Source organism: Mesorhizobium sp. M2A.F.Ca.ET.039.01.1.1, from assembly GCF_003998035.1.
In the GTDB taxonomy this organism is placed as follows: Bacteria; Pseudomonadota; Alphaproteobacteria; order Rhizobiales; family Rhizobiaceae; genus Mesorhizobium.
On sequence record NZ_RZRY01000089.1, the window covers coordinates 1 to 14,348 of the forward strand.

At 62.0% G+C, this 14,348-nt stretch carries 17 protein-coding genes; 10 read left to right on the top strand and 7 right to left on the bottom strand.

From position 1 onward, the window contains the following. Nucleotides 1-483: 483 nt before the first annotated feature. Nucleotides 484-1,011, top strand: a complete 528-nt coding sequence (locus EOA24_RS09960) for a flavodoxin domain-containing protein (protein ID WP_126078049.1) — start codon at nt 484-486, stop codon at nt 1,009-1,011. Nucleotides 1,012-1,066: 55 nt separating this feature from the next. Here EOA24_RS09960 and EOA24_RS09965 read toward each other — a convergent pair whose 3' ends face one another. Beyond that, entirely contained in the window at nt 1,067-1,417 is a 351-nt protein-coding gene (locus EOA24_RS09965) for a hypothetical protein (protein ID WP_126078048.1), read from the bottom strand. Nucleotides 1,418-1,777: 360 nt separating this feature from the next. Between EOA24_RS09965 and EOA24_RS09970 the strand changes: the two genes are divergently transcribed. The 6 genes from EOA24_RS09970 to EOA24_RS09995 all read left to right on the top strand — a co-directional run bounded on the left by EOA24_RS09970 (nt 1,778) and on the right by EOA24_RS09995 (nt 8,331). After that, nucleotides 1,778-3,817, top strand: a complete 2,040-nt coding sequence (locus tag EOA24_RS09970; RefSeq protein ID WP_127409776.1) for a hypothetical protein — start codon at nt 1,778-1,780, stop codon at nt 3,815-3,817. Between the two features lie 28 nt (nt 3,818-3,845). After that, nucleotides 3,846-4,400, top strand: coding sequence for a hypothetical protein (locus EOA24_RS09975; protein ID WP_126078046.1), 555 nt, complete (start codon nt 3,846-3,848; stop codon nt 4,398-4,400). Between the two features lie 64 nt (nt 4,401-4,464). Next, nucleotides 4,465-4,755, top strand: coding sequence for a DOPA 4,5-dioxygenase family protein (locus EOA24_RS09980; RefSeq protein WP_245467132.1), 291 nt, complete (start codon nt 4,465-4,467; stop codon nt 4,753-4,755). A gap of 159 nt (nt 4,756-4,914) precedes the next feature. After that, nucleotides 4,915-5,832, top strand: coding sequence for a hypothetical protein (locus EOA24_RS09985; protein WP_126078045.1), 918 nt, complete (start codon nt 4,915-4,917; stop codon nt 5,830-5,832). Next, complete coding sequence (locus tag EOA24_RS09990) at nt 5,822-6,310, top strand: hypothetical protein (RefSeq protein WP_189343175.1); 489 nt, start codon at nt 5,822-5,824, stop codon at nt 6,308-6,310. The genes EOA24_RS09985 and EOA24_RS09990 overlap by 11 nt, the downstream gene beginning before the upstream one ends. After that, on the top strand, nt 6,307-8,331 hold the full coding sequence (locus tag EOA24_RS09995; protein WP_126078044.1) for a hypothetical protein: 2,025 nt from the start codon (nt 6,307-6,309) through the stop codon (nt 8,329-8,331). The genes EOA24_RS09990 and EOA24_RS09995 overlap by 4 nt, the downstream gene beginning before the upstream one ends. A gap of 154 nt (nt 8,332-8,485) precedes the next feature. Here the strand turns inward: EOA24_RS09995 and EOA24_RS41530 are convergent, their stop codons facing one another. Together EOA24_RS41530 and EOA24_RS10005 are read right to left on the bottom strand one after the other, a co-directional pair. Further along, nucleotides 8,486-8,833: a hypothetical protein gene (locus EOA24_RS41530; protein WP_189353899.1), complete on the bottom strand. Its 348-nt coding sequence runs from the start codon at nt 8,831-8,833 to the stop codon at nt 8,486-8,488. Nucleotides 8,834-8,836: 3 nt separating this feature from the next. After that, a complete protein-coding gene (locus tag EOA24_RS10005; RefSeq protein WP_126078042.1) occupies nt 8,837-9,034 on the bottom strand; it encodes a hypothetical protein in 198 nt (65 codons plus the stop codon). A 221-nt stretch (nt 9,035-9,255) separates the two neighbouring features. On the opposite strand from EOA24_RS10005, the gene EOA24_RS10010 reads away from it, so the two are divergent. From EOA24_RS10010 to EOA24_RS43865, 3 genes are all read left to right on the top strand, one after another. Further along, the gene (locus EOA24_RS10010; RefSeq protein WP_126078041.1) at nt 9,256-9,627 is read left to right on the top strand and encodes a DUF768 domain-containing protein; all 372 of its coding nucleotides are present in this window, start codon (nt 9,256-9,258) and stop codon (nt 9,625-9,627) included. Further along, a complete protein-coding gene (locus tag EOA24_RS10015) occupies nt 9,624-9,848 on the top strand; it encodes a DUF768 domain-containing protein (RefSeq protein ID WP_126078040.1) in 225 nt (74 codons plus the stop codon). The genes EOA24_RS10010 and EOA24_RS10015 overlap by 4 nt, the downstream gene beginning before the upstream one ends. A 161-nt stretch (nt 9,849-10,009) precedes the next feature. Next, nucleotides 10,010-10,141 (top strand): hypothetical protein, encoded by a 132-nt coding sequence (locus tag EOA24_RS43865; protein ID WP_281058777.1) that lies wholly within the window; start codon nt 10,010-10,012, stop codon nt 10,139-10,141. A gap of 133 nt (nt 10,142-10,274) precedes the next feature. Here the strand turns inward: EOA24_RS43865 and EOA24_RS10020 are convergent, their stop codons facing one another. Genes EOA24_RS10020 through EOA24_RS10035 form a run of 4 tightly spaced genes read right to left on the bottom strand, consistent with a single transcriptional unit; the run spans nt 10,275 to nt 14,184 of the window. Continuing rightward, the gene (locus tag EOA24_RS10020) at nt 10,275-10,520 is read right to left on the bottom strand and encodes a MoaD/ThiS family protein (protein ID WP_042639658.1); all 246 of its coding nucleotides are present in this window, start codon (nt 10,518-10,520) and stop codon (nt 10,275-10,277) included. 59 nt (nt 10,521-10,579) lie between these two features. Then, on the bottom strand, nt 10,580-12,844 hold the full coding sequence (locus tag EOA24_RS10025; RefSeq protein ID WP_127409777.1) for a xanthine dehydrogenase family protein molybdopterin-binding subunit: 2,265 nt from the start codon (nt 12,842-12,844) through the stop codon (nt 10,580-10,582). A gap of 3 nt (nt 12,845-12,847) precedes the next feature. Next, the gene (locus EOA24_RS10030; RefSeq protein ID WP_042639662.1) at nt 12,848-13,324 is read right to left on the bottom strand and encodes a (2Fe-2S)-binding protein; all 477 of its coding nucleotides are present in this window, start codon (nt 13,322-13,324) and stop codon (nt 12,848-12,850) included. Continuing rightward, nucleotides 13,324-14,184, bottom strand: a complete 861-nt coding sequence (locus tag EOA24_RS10035) for a xanthine dehydrogenase family protein subunit M (RefSeq protein WP_126078039.1) — start codon at nt 14,182-14,184, stop codon at nt 13,324-13,326. The genes EOA24_RS10030 and EOA24_RS10035 overlap by 1 nt, the downstream gene beginning before the upstream one ends. Nucleotides 14,185-14,348: the final 164 nt, after the last annotated feature.

The window sequence follows — 14,348 nt, forward strand, 5'->3', positions numbered from 1 at the left end:
GCATGAACCCGCTCGCCTCGAACGAGCTCGCCGACAGCCGCGAATAGCAGCGCCCGGGCTGGACAGAAGGGCGCGCCGGCGTCGGCTGCGCAAGCGGCACCGGCGGTCAACACCGGGCCGGCGCGTGACCAGCAGGCCGCTCCAGGTGGCCGGCGCCTGTTGCCTGATGGGAGCACCCGCCCCGGCGCCGGCCCGGCGAACCTGCGTCCGCCGCAATATTCAAGGTAGCTAAAAAACACCCGCCGCGGGATGGCGTGATCGCATAAGCCTTGGCGGATGGAAGTCGAGCCGCGTCACATAAGGCAGCGCTACCCCGCTCCGTCCGTCGCGCGGACACCCCGGCATCCGCCCCGCCGCGAAAATCGCTGCGTGAAACCCCTTTCATGCGCTATGATGCGCTCCGTTGTAGTGGGGCGCAGGCGCGCCGGTCGAGACGGCACTGGCTTGTCCCCATCAATGCCTTTCCACCCTCGGAGGGACGTCGTGAACCTCTTGATTGTCTATGGAACGACTGAAGGGCAGACCAGGAAAGTCGCCGAACGGATGGCGACCGACATTCGCGGGCGCGGGCATCAGGTCGAATTGCTGGACAGCGCGAAGTTCACGCCCGATTTGAAGCTCGGGCATTTCGACGCCTTCGTTATTGCCGCGTCGGTCCACCAGGAGCACCATCAGGAAGCCGTCACGACCTTCGTATTCGCGCATCGAGACCTGTTGAGCGGCAAGCCTTCGGCGCTGGTATCGGTCAGCCTGTCGGCGGCGCTGGAAGGCCACGAGGCCGCTGCCCGGAAATATGTCGACCGCTTCGTTTCCGTGACGGGGTGGCAGCCGCGCATGACGCTTCTGCTGGGCGGCGCCTTGCGCTTCACCAAATACGATTACTTCCAGGAGCAGTTCGTCAAATTCGTCGTCATGAAGGGCGAGGATCCAGGCCCCGGGCAGGATCACGAATTCACCGACTGGAACGCGCTCGCCGGCTTCACCGATCGGTTCCTCGCAACGATCGGCTAGGCTGCGCCAAAGCGGCCTGTCCCGCACCGGCGCCCGGCTGCTGCAAGCGGCGCGGTCAGCGCCGTTTCGAAAGACGGTCGAAATTGCGCCGCACCTGCCTGGCCGCGGGCAACAGGGCAGCCGCCGCCGCTTCCATCGCCACGGTTCCATCGCAAAGCGACGGGCTTTTGCCGGAAAGGACGTCAGGCCAGAAGCGCAACGCCGCCTCGAGCATCTTTGCCTGCGCCGCGAACAGCCCTTGCGTTCCCGCAAGCGCCTTTTCCTGCACCGCCTGCAAGGCCTCTCGCCCGTTGGGCGCGTGGCTCATGGCATCCAGCACCAGCAGCGGCACCCGCATGCCGATGACCGCCGGCGCCAGCAAGAGGTCGCTGCCGGAGTGCTTCCTGCGTTTTCTGCGGACGGCCATGGACACCTGCCTTCTTGTGCTGGGAACGATGGCGAAACTACGCGCCAGAGGCATGTTGGTTCCACGCGAGCGAGTCCAACCGGGGGCCGGGAAGGGGACAACCGGACAGCTGCATATATTCGGTATAACTAAAATACACCGCGCGACACGGTGGTCTGTGCAGTTCACATTGAGGCCGCGCAATGGCCGGCACAATCCAGGCTGGAAAAGAGTCTGAACACAGCCCGGCCGTTACTGGTGATGTTCTGGGAACACACCCGCGATAAAGACCGGCGGCGAGCGCTTCTACTGCTTGCCAAACCGACGGCCGGCACATAAGCCTGCACGTCTGCGATCATTGATCCTCGGGGGAGGTGGCTTGTGGCGAAACCAAAACAGCTCGCGACGAAATGCCTGGCGTTGCGCCTCGGCGCCGCGATGCTCGCCATGCCGGTCGCCGACGCGCTTGCCGACAATGTCGTTGCGAACGACCAGGTCGTTCAAGGAAGCCTCTGCGTCGGGCTCGACTGCGTCGACAACGAGTCCTTCGGGTTCAACACGATCGTCATGAAGGAAAACAACACACGCATCTACTTCGACGACACGAGCACGAACGCCGGATTTGCCGCCAATGACTGGGCGCTGATTGCGAACGATTCCGGCTCTGGTGGCGCCAATTACTTCGGGATCCAGGATGCGACGAGCAACAAGATGGTGTTCCGCGTCGATGCGGGCGCTCCCGAGAATTCGGTCTATGTCAACAGCTTCGGCAATCTGGGCCTCGGCACGTCCAGCCCGGCTCTCGGCCTGCAGATAACCCGAAGCGACACGCCGGCGATCCGCCTGGAGCAGACAAACGCCGACGGCTTCACGGCGCAGACCTGGGACGTAGGCGGCAACGAGACGAATTTCTTCATACGCGACTTGACGAACGGCAGCCAGATGCCGTTCCGCATCCGGCCGGGCGCGCCGACGAGCAGCCTCGACATCGCAGCGAACGGCAATGTCGGTCTCGGCACCGCTTCCCCCACCAGCAAGCTGCATGTCTATGGAACCGCCACGCAGGATACGTTCGAGACGATCGGCGTATCCTCGGCGGCCAACGCGGATGCGCTGACTTTCGGCTATAGCGGCGCGAGCTTCGGCGTCGGCACCTCGATGATCAACGCGCATTCGGCCACCGGCTCGGGCGGCCGGCTTCTGCTTGCCACCGACGGCGTGACCCGCATGACCATCGACGCAAACGGCAATGTGGGCATCGGCACGACCGCGCCGGCCGCCGGCCTCGACGTCGTGGGAACCGTTCGCTTCGCATCGCTTGCGGGCTGCACCTCCGGCATCGGCACCAATGCCGCGGGCGACCTGACCTGCATCAGCGGCGGCGGCGGAAATCCGCCCTATTACGACACGACCGCTTCCGGCGCGCAGCCGAACGCCAGCGGCACCAACTCCACCGCGGCCGGCTCGGGCAGCAACGCCAGCGGCACCAATGCGTTGGCCGGCGGCACCAACAACCAGTCGCAGGGCGACAACACCACCGTCATCGGCTCGAACAACAGCGTCACCGGCGACGATAGCGGCGCCTTCGGCACCGGCAACACCGTTAGGGGCAATGGCAGCTACGCGATCGGCGACCCCAATGTCGTCAATGGCGACAAGTCCTTCGTCTATGGCGACGACAATGCCGTCAACGCCCCGAACGTCGCCGGCAACGGCAACGGCATCCAGGTCTTCGGCTCGAACAACATTGTCGCCAGCACCGCCAATTCGTCGGGATCGGTGGTGATCGGATCGGGCAGCACGGTCAACGCCACCAATGCGATGGCGTTCGGCAATGGCACGACGGTGACCGGCGCCAACGCGATCGCCATGGGGTCGGGCGCATCCTCGGCCGGGCTGAACGCCGTTGCGATCGGCACCGGCGCCAGCGCCGCCTATGCGGGCTCGGCCGCCTACGGCTCGGGCGCGGTCGCGACAAGGCAGAACGAGCAGGTGTTCGGCACGGCGGGCAACACCTATTCGATGCCCGGCCTGACGTCGGCGGCGAGCTCATCGGCCCAGACCGGCGCGATCGAGATCGTCACCACCGATGCCAGCGGCCATCTCGCCTCCGTGACCCCGGGCTCGCTCGGCTTTTCCGATCCCGCGCAATTCAACAGCCTCAATTCCCGCATCGACAGCGTCGGCAGCCGTGCCTATTCCGGCGTCGCCATGGCGATGGCGCTGGCCGGCGCGCCGACCGTGCTGCCGGACGAAAAATTCGTCACCACCTTGAACTGGGGCACCTTCGAGGGCGCCAATGCCTTTGCGCTCAGCGCGGGCGCCCGGCTCGGCTCGCAGCTCCAGCTCAATGGCGGCATCGCCTTCGATCCCAACCGGAGTATGGCCGGCGGACGGCTGGGCTTGAGGATGAGCTGGTAGGAAGCGCCGGCGCGCCAGGATGATCCCGATGCGAACAGTCACGATTCTCCTGGCGGCGATGCTGGCCGTTTGCGACGCCGGGCCGGGTCTTGCCCAGACGCAGACCCAGGCGCCGGCGCCGGGCAAGAAGAAGGCGGCGCCGACAGCACCGGCGCCCACTGCGCCCGCGTGGCCGGCAAACGCCGCGCAGGCCATCTACCTTGCCCGCAGCACGATGATGGCTCTCCAGCAGGCGGTGGAAACAGGCAACTTCACCGTGCTGAGGGACATGGGCTCGCCAGGCTTTCGCGCCCAGAACACCGCCGCCGACCTCGCGATCAGGTTCCAGGCGCTGCGCCAGTCCGGCGCCGACCTGACGGCGGTTGCCGTCGTCGCCCCGCAGCTCTCCACGCCGCCCTTTCTCGATCCCCAGAAGCAGCTGCACCTGGTCGGCCTGTTTCCCACGCAGCCGCTGGAGATCGATTTCGACCTGTCCTTCGAAAACGTCGACAACCGCTGGCGCATCTCCGCCATCGGCGTGACGACCGCCCCGGCGCCGAAGGCGCAGGAGGGTGGTGGGGAGGATAAGGGGAAGGCGAAGTAGAGCGCAGCGAGGGCGGTCGCGATGTAGAAGGAAACCAGCGTTATATTCGGCCCGAGCGTTTCGCTTGCGCCTCGGCAACTGGCGCGACGAGCCGGTCGGCCTGGACGGGCAGGCCATGTATCAGGTCTCCTTCGCCACCGAGGTCTTCGCCACGCTGGTGCCCTGGCTGATGCTGAACCACTTCCTCATCTACCCCAACACGACCAAATGGGACCACCTGATCGACCCGATCTGGATCGGCCGCGCGCTCGGCGTGCATGGCGAAGTGCTCGGCGAGGAGGATGAGGCTGGATGTGAATACGGAGCCGACGCTGGGGGTGTGAGGGGACGGCGAATACGCATACCTTCCGTTTGAAGGAGTTGTGCATACGCATCTTTAGATGACTAGATTAGGTGAAATTGGGAGAACGGTATACTCTAATGGTCTACAATGGATGATTCTCTTGGTCCAAGCTATGTGTTGAATTCTGGCGCTTCGGTTGTAAGCTAGTAGGGTCCGGGGGGATCGCTTGATATGTCGAGTGCAGTTCAAGTCTGGAATCCAGACGAGTGGGAGCTATTCGCCTTCAGTCTCCTTCAGAGTCGGCACGGTCCTTTGCACGTGCACAAAATTCCGGCAGCTCACAAGGGCGACTATGGGATTGATTATTATTGTCCGAAGGAGCTGGTAGCCTATCAATGCTACGCTGTCGAGGAGCCGGTCGATATTGTGGTGCGGGCCGATCGTCAAAAGAAGAAGATAACTACAGATCTCGCAAAAATTGTCCTAAAGCAAACGGAAATTTCAAAGTTATTCCTGGGATTGCCGATCAAGCACTGGGTGCTGCTCACGCCATTGCACGACAGCAAAGATGTCAATCTCCACTGCGCGAAAAAGACTGGTGATCTTCGGGCTGCCAACTGCGCTGCGCTCGACGCAAGCTTCGAAGTCGCAATTCAGGACCCGAGTGCTTTTCCCAGCAAAGCAGTCGCAGCCGGGATCTCAGCCCTTTCAAAGGTAACTCTCAGCATCCCGGCTCTCTCGAAGACGGAGCTTGAAAACTGGGCTGCAGGTTCCTCCGACCTGCTGGCCAACGTCACACGAAAGTTAAAAAAGCGGGCCGCTCCCGATCAAATTGAGGATGTGGTCGCCGACGCTATCAAGTCGTTTCTTCAAGGCAATGCCTTGCTTGATGCGCTGCGATCTGGCGCGCCAGATCTCCACGAGAAGGTTATGTCGGCAATTAAGAGCCGGGCTCGTCGTCTTCAATTTGCCGGGCCGCAGGCCAGCGGATCGGTGGGAGAGATACTGCACGCAGAACTAGATGCCCTCATTGCTGCGGTGCAAGTCACGGCGCCAAGCATTTCTACCGAGAATGCGGAGCAAATTGCATACGGGTCGATCTGTGAGTGGATTATGCGTTGCCCGCTGGATTTTCCCGATGTCCACTGAATCTATTTTTCGTCGTGTGCTTCTGGATAGTTCATTCACGTACACCGCCAGACCTGATCCGCTTCCAGGTGATCTCCGCATGTCGTGGGGGATTGCGGTACTAATACTCGCTCTATTTCATAGCCGTGGAAGAAGGTCGAACTTCCAGAAGCTGCAATTTTTGGCCCATTCGGTGCGCCTCGCGGAAGGGCGGAATGAAGTGCGCGGCCTCCTGTCCGGTGAGTACAAGCCAGCGGATATTTCCGTGCGTGTCGAGCCGTTTCTAAATCGAGCTGTGGCTTTCGCCCACTCTTTGAAGCTAGTGCAAATCGAAAAGGGAACATCAGTGTCATTGACGGATCAAGGAACGAAAATGGCCGATGCGATTCTCGCAGAGGAGGACTCACTAAAAGAGGAAAAGCGATTCCTAAGCGAAGTAGCGCCCCGCATGACGGACGCTTTGATGAAGAGGGTTTGGCGGTTGGAGGATTTGCTATGACCCTCAGATTTCGGCTTCTGCGGCTTCGCGCAGTGACAACAGATGGCGTCTACGGCGCGGATGTGCCCTTCGCTTCTGGTTTGACAGTTTTGTGGGCAGATAACACTAAGGGCAAGTCAACGTGCATGCAGGGCATGCTCTATGCGCTCGGGTTGGAACGGATGCTTAGCCCGAGACGTGAAATTCCACTTCCTCACGCGATGACGAGTTATCTAAATACTGACAGCGATAAACGTGTGGAAGTTCTCGAATCGAGCGTTTCGCTTGAGATATCCAACGGAGAAGAGCAGATCATCACGGTTGGCCGAGTAGTGAAAGGTACAACTGACACGCGATTGATCACAGTGGATTTTGGGCCCTTGTTAACAGAAGGGTCAGTTGGTCTAAGGCGGCAGAATTTCTTCGTTCTAGATCCGGGTGCCGCGCAACGAGAGGATGGGTTCCATCACTTTCTAGAGGAATTTTTAGGATGGCGCCTGCCCCAGGTAAGGCGATACGACGCGCCTGAAACGAAACTTTACTTGGAAACCGTGTTTCCAATGTTCTGGGTTGAACAGAAGTTTGGTTGGTCCGCGATACCAGCTGCGATCCCTACTTACATGAGGATACGGGAAGTTCATAAGCGAGCTGTTGAATTCATCTTAGATCTCGACGTCCACAAACTTGAAATGCAAAGGGAGCGGCTTGCCGAACTGATCGCAGCCAATGCGAAGCAGTGGTCCATTATTCGGCAGGAATTGGAGCTTTATGTTGCTCGAGGGGGCGGCAGAGTGGCGGCCCTGAGCGATATGCCTCTTGCTGATCCAGATGCGTTGTCGAGACCATATATACAGTTAGCACAGGGAACAGAATGGGTCACTCTCGGCGCCGTGCTATCTCAACTGAGAGGGACGGTGGCGAGCCTCCTTGATCAAGCCATCCCAATGGTTGAGGACCAGTCTGAAGAGGTCTCACTGAAACTCGAACAATTGGCCGCTACGGTCGACGAGCTCAATTCGGAGCGGATAAGGATTCATAGCGCTCAACAGTTAAAGATCGCGGACATCAGGTCGCTAGAGCGACGTATCGCTAGCCTCGATGATGATTTAGCCAAGAATCTTGATGTACAGCGACTGCAGCGCTACTCAGGCGTCACGGCTGCGTTAACGCCAGACAGATGTCCAACCTGTGAGCAGGCGCTTATAGACACACTATTGTCGCAAAACGCTTTAACGGCAGTCATGCCGGTCTCGGACAATATTGAATACATTCGGTCACAAAAGAGAATGTTTGAGGGTATTCTCGCCAGGGAGCGATCTGACGAAAATGAACGCAGGGATCAGTTGTCGGCTATAAGTCGACAGCTTGCCGAGCACTATGCAGAAATTCGGCTTTTGCGATCGGAACTTGTTGCGCCGGGATCAAACCCCTCGGCGGCTGTGATCGAAGAGCGAATTCGAAGCGAGGCACGAATTCGGGACATCGAAGGCCTACAGGCCGTTTTCAATGATGCTATTGATCACCTCCGCGATTTGCAGGACGCCTATGCAAAGCTCCTTGAAGAACGCGCAAATCTTCCGAAGGAGAAGCTATCACAAAGCGACCAGAGCAAGCTTAGTCACCTGACAGAACTCGTTCAAAGTCAAGCAAGAGATTTTGGATTCAGTACTTTTTCGCCTTCCGAATTGTCGATCTCTGAAGATAGCTACAGACCCGAAAAGGAAGGGTTTGAAATTGGTTTCGAGACATCGGCAAGTGATGCTATTCGGCTGAAATGGTCATACCAGCTAAGCTTGATCGAACTCGCAAGAGAGAAGCAAACTAATCACCCGGGAATGCTAATATTCGACGAGCCGCGCCAGCAGTCGTCTTCGCGCCCCAGTTTCCAGAATCTTCTCAAGCGAGCGTCAAAGGCAAAAGGCGCAAATCAGCAAATAATCTTCTCAACGAGCGAAGACCTTGAAACGCTTCAACGCATAACTGCCACCATCGAATGCCAAGAAGTAATCTTCCCTGGATACATTCTACAGAAAATTGGCTAGTCGTTTGAGATGGATCTTCGATTATCTGGGCCAGGTCTGCGGAGCCCCTCAATCCTCATCCTCCACCACGAACGACAGCGCGATCAGGTCGTCGAGGTCGATGCCGCCATGGCCATTGTCCAGCACGTCCGCGACCTTCTGGAAGGCCAGCATGTCATCCATGCTGAGCTTGGCCGCCCTCAGCCTGTCCTGCAAACCCGCCACCCTGGTTTCCAACGTCGTGGTGATCATGCTTGCCTCCTTCATTGTCCAACGCCCCGTTCCGGATGCCCAGCATCAGGCATGAGACCGGCCCGATGAAAAGGCCGATCGCCATGCCCACGGCCGCGGCAATGCTCATCCGCTCCGCTTTCGCGGCAATCTTTGCGGGTCCGTCGTCGGCTGGGATGAGACTGAGAAGGGAAAGGTTGCGATGGTCCAGCGCGCTGTTGTCGTTTGCCGGCAACCGCTCCCGGAAAAGGAACTGCTGCTCGCCAAAGGGCTCGCAGGCACTCAGCCGCATGGGTCACGCCCCCGGCGCCTTGCCGTGTTGTTTGAAAAGCGCCAGCTTGGCCGAGTAGCCAAGCCTGAGCTTGGTCTTGCAGGCCTCACAGCGGAAGGTGCTCACTGCCTTGAACCACGAACCGTTTCTGATGATCGGCTGGTGGCAGTTTGGGCATTCATAGCGAAGACTCGCGTCCCGCAGCTCATCGGAAATCGACATTGTTCACCTCGGCCCCGGTTCTTGTTCTTCGATCGGACGCCCGCCACCTGTGGGCAAGTGGCGGGCGATCCAGCCACTGACGATGAAGGGACTGATTGCTCGTCAGCGAAGCCCTAATGAGATGGCCGGGCTTATGTTTCAGGCGATAGACCAATGCGCCGGCGTATGCGACCTCAGTCCCCATCAGCGGAACCTAATATTCCCCGCGCGCTTATGGCCACATGAGCAGGCGCGGTCTCGACTTCTTCGACAAATGGATGGCGGAGCATCTGCCGAATGTGCTGACGGACGATCCGGTGGCGGTGGGCGATCTTGCCGACGAGATGATGAAGGCGGCCGCGCGCGAAGGCATCGCGGCCAGCGAGATCGACGAGGAAGTCGACAGCGTCTTCGAGGTGATCTTCGAGGCGCTGCAACATCGCGAAGGCAGTTTGGGGGAGGGCGACCAGGCTGTCTTCGAATTGCTCTCAGGGCGCCTGGCGAGGGAAACCGGCATCACGCAGGAACAGGCCAGCGAGCTGATCGAGACGATCGGGACCGACTGGGAAGCGCTCCTTCGGGAGGCGCATTTTCTGAAAGAGCAGGGCGGATGAGCGAACGTGGCGCGGAGTTCTTTGGCCGCTGGATCACCGATAATGTAATGCGCGGCAAGGTGGGTGCGGACATCGTCTCGGTGGCCGAGCTGACGAGCAAGTTGTTCGCCGATGCAAAGGCAGCCGGCATCTCCGAGGAGGAGATCGAGGAGGAGACCGGAAGCGCATACGAAGCGATCCTGGCGGCGATCGTCGGCTCCGGGAAAACCGACGGAGCCTGAGCATCGCACGGCCGTCCGTGTCGCTTCCGGACGGAAAACCGCTCACACTTTTCCTGGAATTGCGCCAGGCGCAGCCGGCGAAGATCGGCGCTGGCCGTCAGGAACATTAGCGCGCCCTGGAGGTTCTCCCGGAGAAGTCCCTCGCATCCTGGGTTGGAGCCATGGCCGAGCTGGCATTTGCTTTCGTGTATTATTCCGGGCTGACCGGGCATGACGTGGTGGGCGCCGTGGTGTCCTTGATGGCGGGCCTGCTGCTCTACAACGTCATGCGTGAAGACCGGCCAACCCGGTAAACCATCCGTCCGGGAGCGGCCCTGCCCGAAAGCGGGGGGAGCACACGAGCCGCCGCTGGCTGGTGACGTTTGTAGGGGCTCCCCGAGGGGGCGCGGATCGGCGAACCCAGCGATGGCGGAGGCCGCTCGCTCGCTACCCCCCAGCCAACCGCGGCAGCAGGAAAATCTCCGCCCCCTCGGGCAGTTCCTTGCTCCACGTATCGCGATAAATCGTCCCGTCGATCGCCACCGCGATGCCGCGGTCGATCCACGGCTCTATCCCGGGATACTGTTCCGCCAGCTTGCGGAACAGCTCCCTGATGTCTTTGGCCTCGATCTCGTGCCTGGCCTTGCCCCCGGCGACGGCGCTGAGCGAGCCCCAGAGGGTGACCTCAACCATTAGGGATAACTCCCACAGCGCAGCGTGGTGAGACGAAAGCTGCTGCGCACCTTTCGTCCTTAGCCTTCCCGTTCCGCGTCCAGCGCGGCGAGAATGCGCGGCGGCGACATCGGGATGTGGGTCATGCGCACGCCCACCGCGTTCGACACCGCGTTGGCGATCGCCGCCAGCGGCGGCACAATCGAGGTCTCGCCAACGCCGCGCACGCCATAGGGGTGGTTGGGATTGGGGATTTCCAGGATCTGCGTGTCGATCATCGGCAGGTCGGAGCAGACCGGGATGCGGTAGTCGAGGAAGCCCGCATTCTGCAGCCGCCCGTCCTTGCCGTAGATATACTCCTCGTTGAGCGCCCAGCCGATGCCTTGCGCCGCACCGCCCTGGTACTGGCCCTCCACATAGGTCGGGTGCACCGCCTTGCCGGCATCCTGCACCACCGTGTAGCGGATCACGCGGGTCGAGCCGGTCTCGGGGTCGACCTCGACGTCGCAGATATGCGTGGCGAAGGAAACGCCGGCGCCGTCGGCCACAAGCTCGCTATGGCCGGCGATCGGCCCGCCGGTGGTGCCGGACTTCGCCGCGATGTCCTTCAGCGACAGCGGCGAGAGGTTGCCGTATTTCTCGCCCTTGGCGATGGCATGGCCCTTTTCCCAATGGACGTCGTCCACGGGCACGTCCCACATCTGCGCGGCGCGCTCGCGGAGGATCTTGATAGCATTGCGGGCGGCCGAGATCGTCGCCATCGAGGAGGAGAAGGTGCCGCGGCTGCCGTCGGTCATGTCGTTGTAGCCGAGCGACGAGGTGTCTGCGACGATCGCCTTCACGTGGCTGTAGTCGATGCCGAGCTCTTCCGCCGCCACCAGCGACAGCGAGGCGCGGGAGCCGCCGACATCCACCGTGCCCACGGCCAGCGACACCGAGCCATCCATTCCGATGTTCAGGTCCGTGCAGGTCTGGCCGCCGAAATTGAACCAGAAGCCGCAGGCCATGCCGCGCCCTTGGTTTTCCTTGAGCGGCGCCTTCATGTGCGGATGGTGCTTCACCGCCTCCAGCGTCGGCCCGATGCCGATCGGCCCATAGACCGGGCCGTAGGAGGCGCGGGTGCCTTCCTGCGCGGCGTTCTTGATGCGGAAGTCCACCGCATCCATGCCGAGCTCCTTGGCGAGCTCGTCGACAGCGCTTTCCACCGCGAAGGCCGCCATCGGCGCCGACGGCGCGCGATAGGCCGCCGTCTTCGGCCGGTTGACCAGCACCTCGTAGCCGACCGTCTTGACGTTCTCCAGCTTGTAGCAGGCAAAGGCCGTCATCGCGCCGATCTCGGCCCAAGAGCCGGCATAGGGACCGGAGCTGTAGCGCAGCGTCGCTTCCGCGGCGGTGATGGTGCCGTCCTTCTTCGCGCCGATCTTGACGTCGATCGAGGTGGCGCTGGTCGGGCCCGAGGCGCGGAACACCTCGTCGCGGGTCATCACCAGCTTCACCGGACGGCCGGCCTTGCGGGACAGCGCCAGCGCCACCGGCTCGGCCCAGACATGGGTCTTGCCGCCGAAGCCGCCGCCGATCTCCGACGAGGTGACGCGCAGCTTCGAGGCTTCGAGCCCGAGCAGCTGGGCGCAATGCTGGCGGTAGACGAAATGGCCTTGCGTGCAGACCCACAGGTCCGCCGTGCCGTCGGCGTTGACGCTCGCCACGCAGGCATGCGGCTCGATATAGCCCTGATGCGTCTGCTCGGTCTTGAAGGAGCGCTCGACGACGAAATCGGCCTCGGCAAAACCTTTGTGGACGTCGCCATGGCCGAACTGCGTGCGCTTGGTGACGTTGGAAGGCTTGGCCGGCTTTTCCTCGAGGCCCTCGGTGAAGACCTGGTCGTTGATCAGCGGCGCGTGGTGGTGCGCGGCCTCGTCGACATCGGTGACATGCGGCAGCACCTCATACTCGACCTCGATCAGCTTCAGCGCCTGGCGGGCGATGCGGGCGTCGATCGCCGCCACCGCGGCCACCGCATGGCCGTCATAGAGCGCCTTCTTGCGCGCCATCGAGTTGTCGAGGATGTCGTACATGGCGGCGTCGCCATCGGTGAGGTCCGGCAGGTCCTTCGCCGTGATCACCGCCTTCACGCCGGCGAGCTTTTCCGCCTTGGACGTGTCGATGCTCTTGATCACCGCATGCGCATGCGGGCTGCGCAGGATCCGGCCCACCAGCTGGCCGGCCATGTTGAAGTCGGCGCCGTAGCGGGCGCGGCCCGTCACCTTGTCGATGCCGTCGGGGCGGATCGGGCGCGTGCCGACGGAAGCGAACTGGCGTCCTGAAAAGCGCGGATCGAAATTCATGGATCAGGCTCCCTTCATCACGTTCGCTGCGTCCTGGACGGCGCGCACGATCTTGTCATAGCCGGTGCAGCGGCAAAGGTTGCCGGCGAGGCCGAAGCGGATTTCCTCCTCGGTGGGCGAGGGGTTCTTCTCCAACAGGTCCTTGGCAGCGATCAGGAAGCCGGGCGTGCAGACGCCGCATTGCAGCGCCGCATGCTCCAGGAACTTCTGCTGCAGCGGGTGCAGCTGGTCGCCATGCGCCATGCCTTCGATGGTCTCGACCTTGCGGCCTTCCGCTTCCGCGCCCAGCACCAGGCAGGAGCAGACGAGCCTGCCGTCGACGATGACGCTGCAGGCGCCGCAGTCGCCGGTGCCGCAGCCTTCCTTGGCGCCGGTCAGGCCGAGGCGATCGCGCAGCACTTCCAGCAGCGTCTCGTCGGGCTGGCAGAGATATTCGACGGCATCGCCGTTGATCGTGGTTGATACAGCTACACCGGCCATTATTTGCCTCCCGCACGCTTGTAGGCGATTGCCGCGACGCGCCTTGCCAGCACGCCCGCCACTTTCCGTCTGAATTCGATGGTGCCGCGCTTGTCGTCGATCGGCCGGCAGGCGCCGGAACAGATCTTCGCCAGCCGCTCCAGCGTCGCCTCGTCGAGCTTCGAGCCGACCAGCACCTGGCCCGCTTCCTCGACCAGAAGCACCGTGGGCGCCGCGGCGCCCAGCGCCACGCGCGCGGTCTTGATCGCGCCATGCTCGTCCAGCGTCAGGTTCACGCCGGCGCTCACCACCGCGATGTCCATCTCGGTGCGCGGAATGAAGCGCAGATAGGCATCGCCCGCCTGCTCAGGACGCTTGTCGAGCAGGATCGCCTCGATGATCTCGCCCTTGGCGAGCGACGTGCGGCCCGGTCCCGTCGGCACGGTCTCGACGGCAATGGTGCGCTTGCCCGAAGGCCCGGCGACGACGGCCTTGGCCCCGGCGGCCACCAGCGCCGGCACGCTGTCGGCGGCGGGCGATGCGTTGCACAGATTGCCGGTGATGGTGCAGCGGCCCTGCACCTGCTTGGAGCCGATCAGGTTCGCGGCCTCGACCACGCCCGGCCATGCCTTGCGCACAGCCTTGTTCTCGCCCAGCACCGCGCAGGGCACGGCGGCGCCGATGCGGAAGCCGTCAGCCGTTTCCGTGATGTCGGCCAGGCCGCCTATGCGCTTGATGTCGACGATCAGCTCGGGCTCGATGAAGCCGCCCTTCATCCTCACCAGCAAGTCGCTGCCTCCGGCCAGGATGGCGGCCGGTCCTACCGCCTTGGCGAGCTCGCCAACGGCATCTTCGATTGAAAGCGGACGTATGTAACGCATCGTCTCCCCTTGGAGGTCATAACCAGATCGCCCGTTATAAAGCGTCTGGTTATAATGGCCATCCCGTTCATGCATGTGCGGGTTGGGCCAGAGCCATGCTCCAGATGCGCCCAGAGGCAGGACCAGGGCCAGTTCCTTCTCCCCGTCTCTATACGGGGAGAAGG

Bases quoted from the DNA above. Each gene is read 5' to 3' on its own strand.
- EOA24_RS09965 (WP_126078048.1), bottom strand. From the start codon at position 1,417: ATGGCCGTCCGCAGAAAACGCAGGAAGCACTCCGGCAGCGACCTCTTG.
- EOA24_RS09975 (WP_126078046.1), top strand. From the start codon at position 3,846: ATGCGAACAGTCACGATTCTCCTGGCGGCGATGCTGGCCGTTTGCGAC.
- EOA24_RS09985 (WP_126078045.1), top strand. From the start codon at position 4,915: ATGTCGAGTGCAGTTCAAGTCTGGAATCCAGACGAGTGGGAGCTATTC.
- EOA24_RS09990 (WP_189343175.1), top strand. From the start codon at position 5,822: ATGTCCACTGAATCTATTTTTCGTCGTGTGCTTCTGGATAGTTCATTC.
- EOA24_RS09995 (WP_126078044.1), top strand. From the start codon at position 6,307: ATGACCCTCAGATTTCGGCTTCTGCGGCTTCGCGCAGTGACAACAGAT.
- EOA24_RS41530 (WP_189353899.1), bottom strand. From the start codon at position 8,833: ATGCGGCTGAGTGCCTGCGAGCCCTTTGGCGAGCAGCAGTTCCTTTTC.
- EOA24_RS10005 (WP_126078042.1), bottom strand. From the start codon at position 9,034: ATGTCGATTTCCGATGAGCTGCGGGACGCGAGTCTTCGCTATGAATGC.
- EOA24_RS10010 (WP_126078041.1), top strand. From the start codon at position 9,256: ATGAGCAGGCGCGGTCTCGACTTCTTCGACAAATGGATGGCGGAGCAT.
- EOA24_RS10015 (WP_126078040.1), top strand. From the start codon at position 9,624: ATGAGCGAACGTGGCGCGGAGTTCTTTGGCCGCTGGATCACCGATAAT.
- EOA24_RS43865 (WP_281058777.1), top strand. From the start codon at position 10,010: ATGGCCGAGCTGGCATTTGCTTTCGTGTATTATTCCGGGCTGACCGGG.
- EOA24_RS10020 (WP_042639658.1), bottom strand. From the start codon at position 10,520: ATGGTTGAGGTCACCCTCTGGGGCTCGCTCAGCGCCGTCGCCGGGGGC.
- EOA24_RS10025 (WP_127409777.1), bottom strand. From the start codon at position 12,844: ATGAATTTCGATCCGCGCTTTTCAGGACGCCAGTTCGCTTCCGTCGGC.
- EOA24_RS10030 (WP_042639662.1), bottom strand. From the start codon at position 13,324: ATGGCCGGTGTAGCTGTATCAACCACGATCAACGGCGATGCCGTCGAA.
- EOA24_RS10035 (WP_126078039.1), bottom strand. From the start codon at position 14,184: ATGCGTTACATACGTCCGCTTTCAATCGAAGATGCCGTTGGCGAGCTC.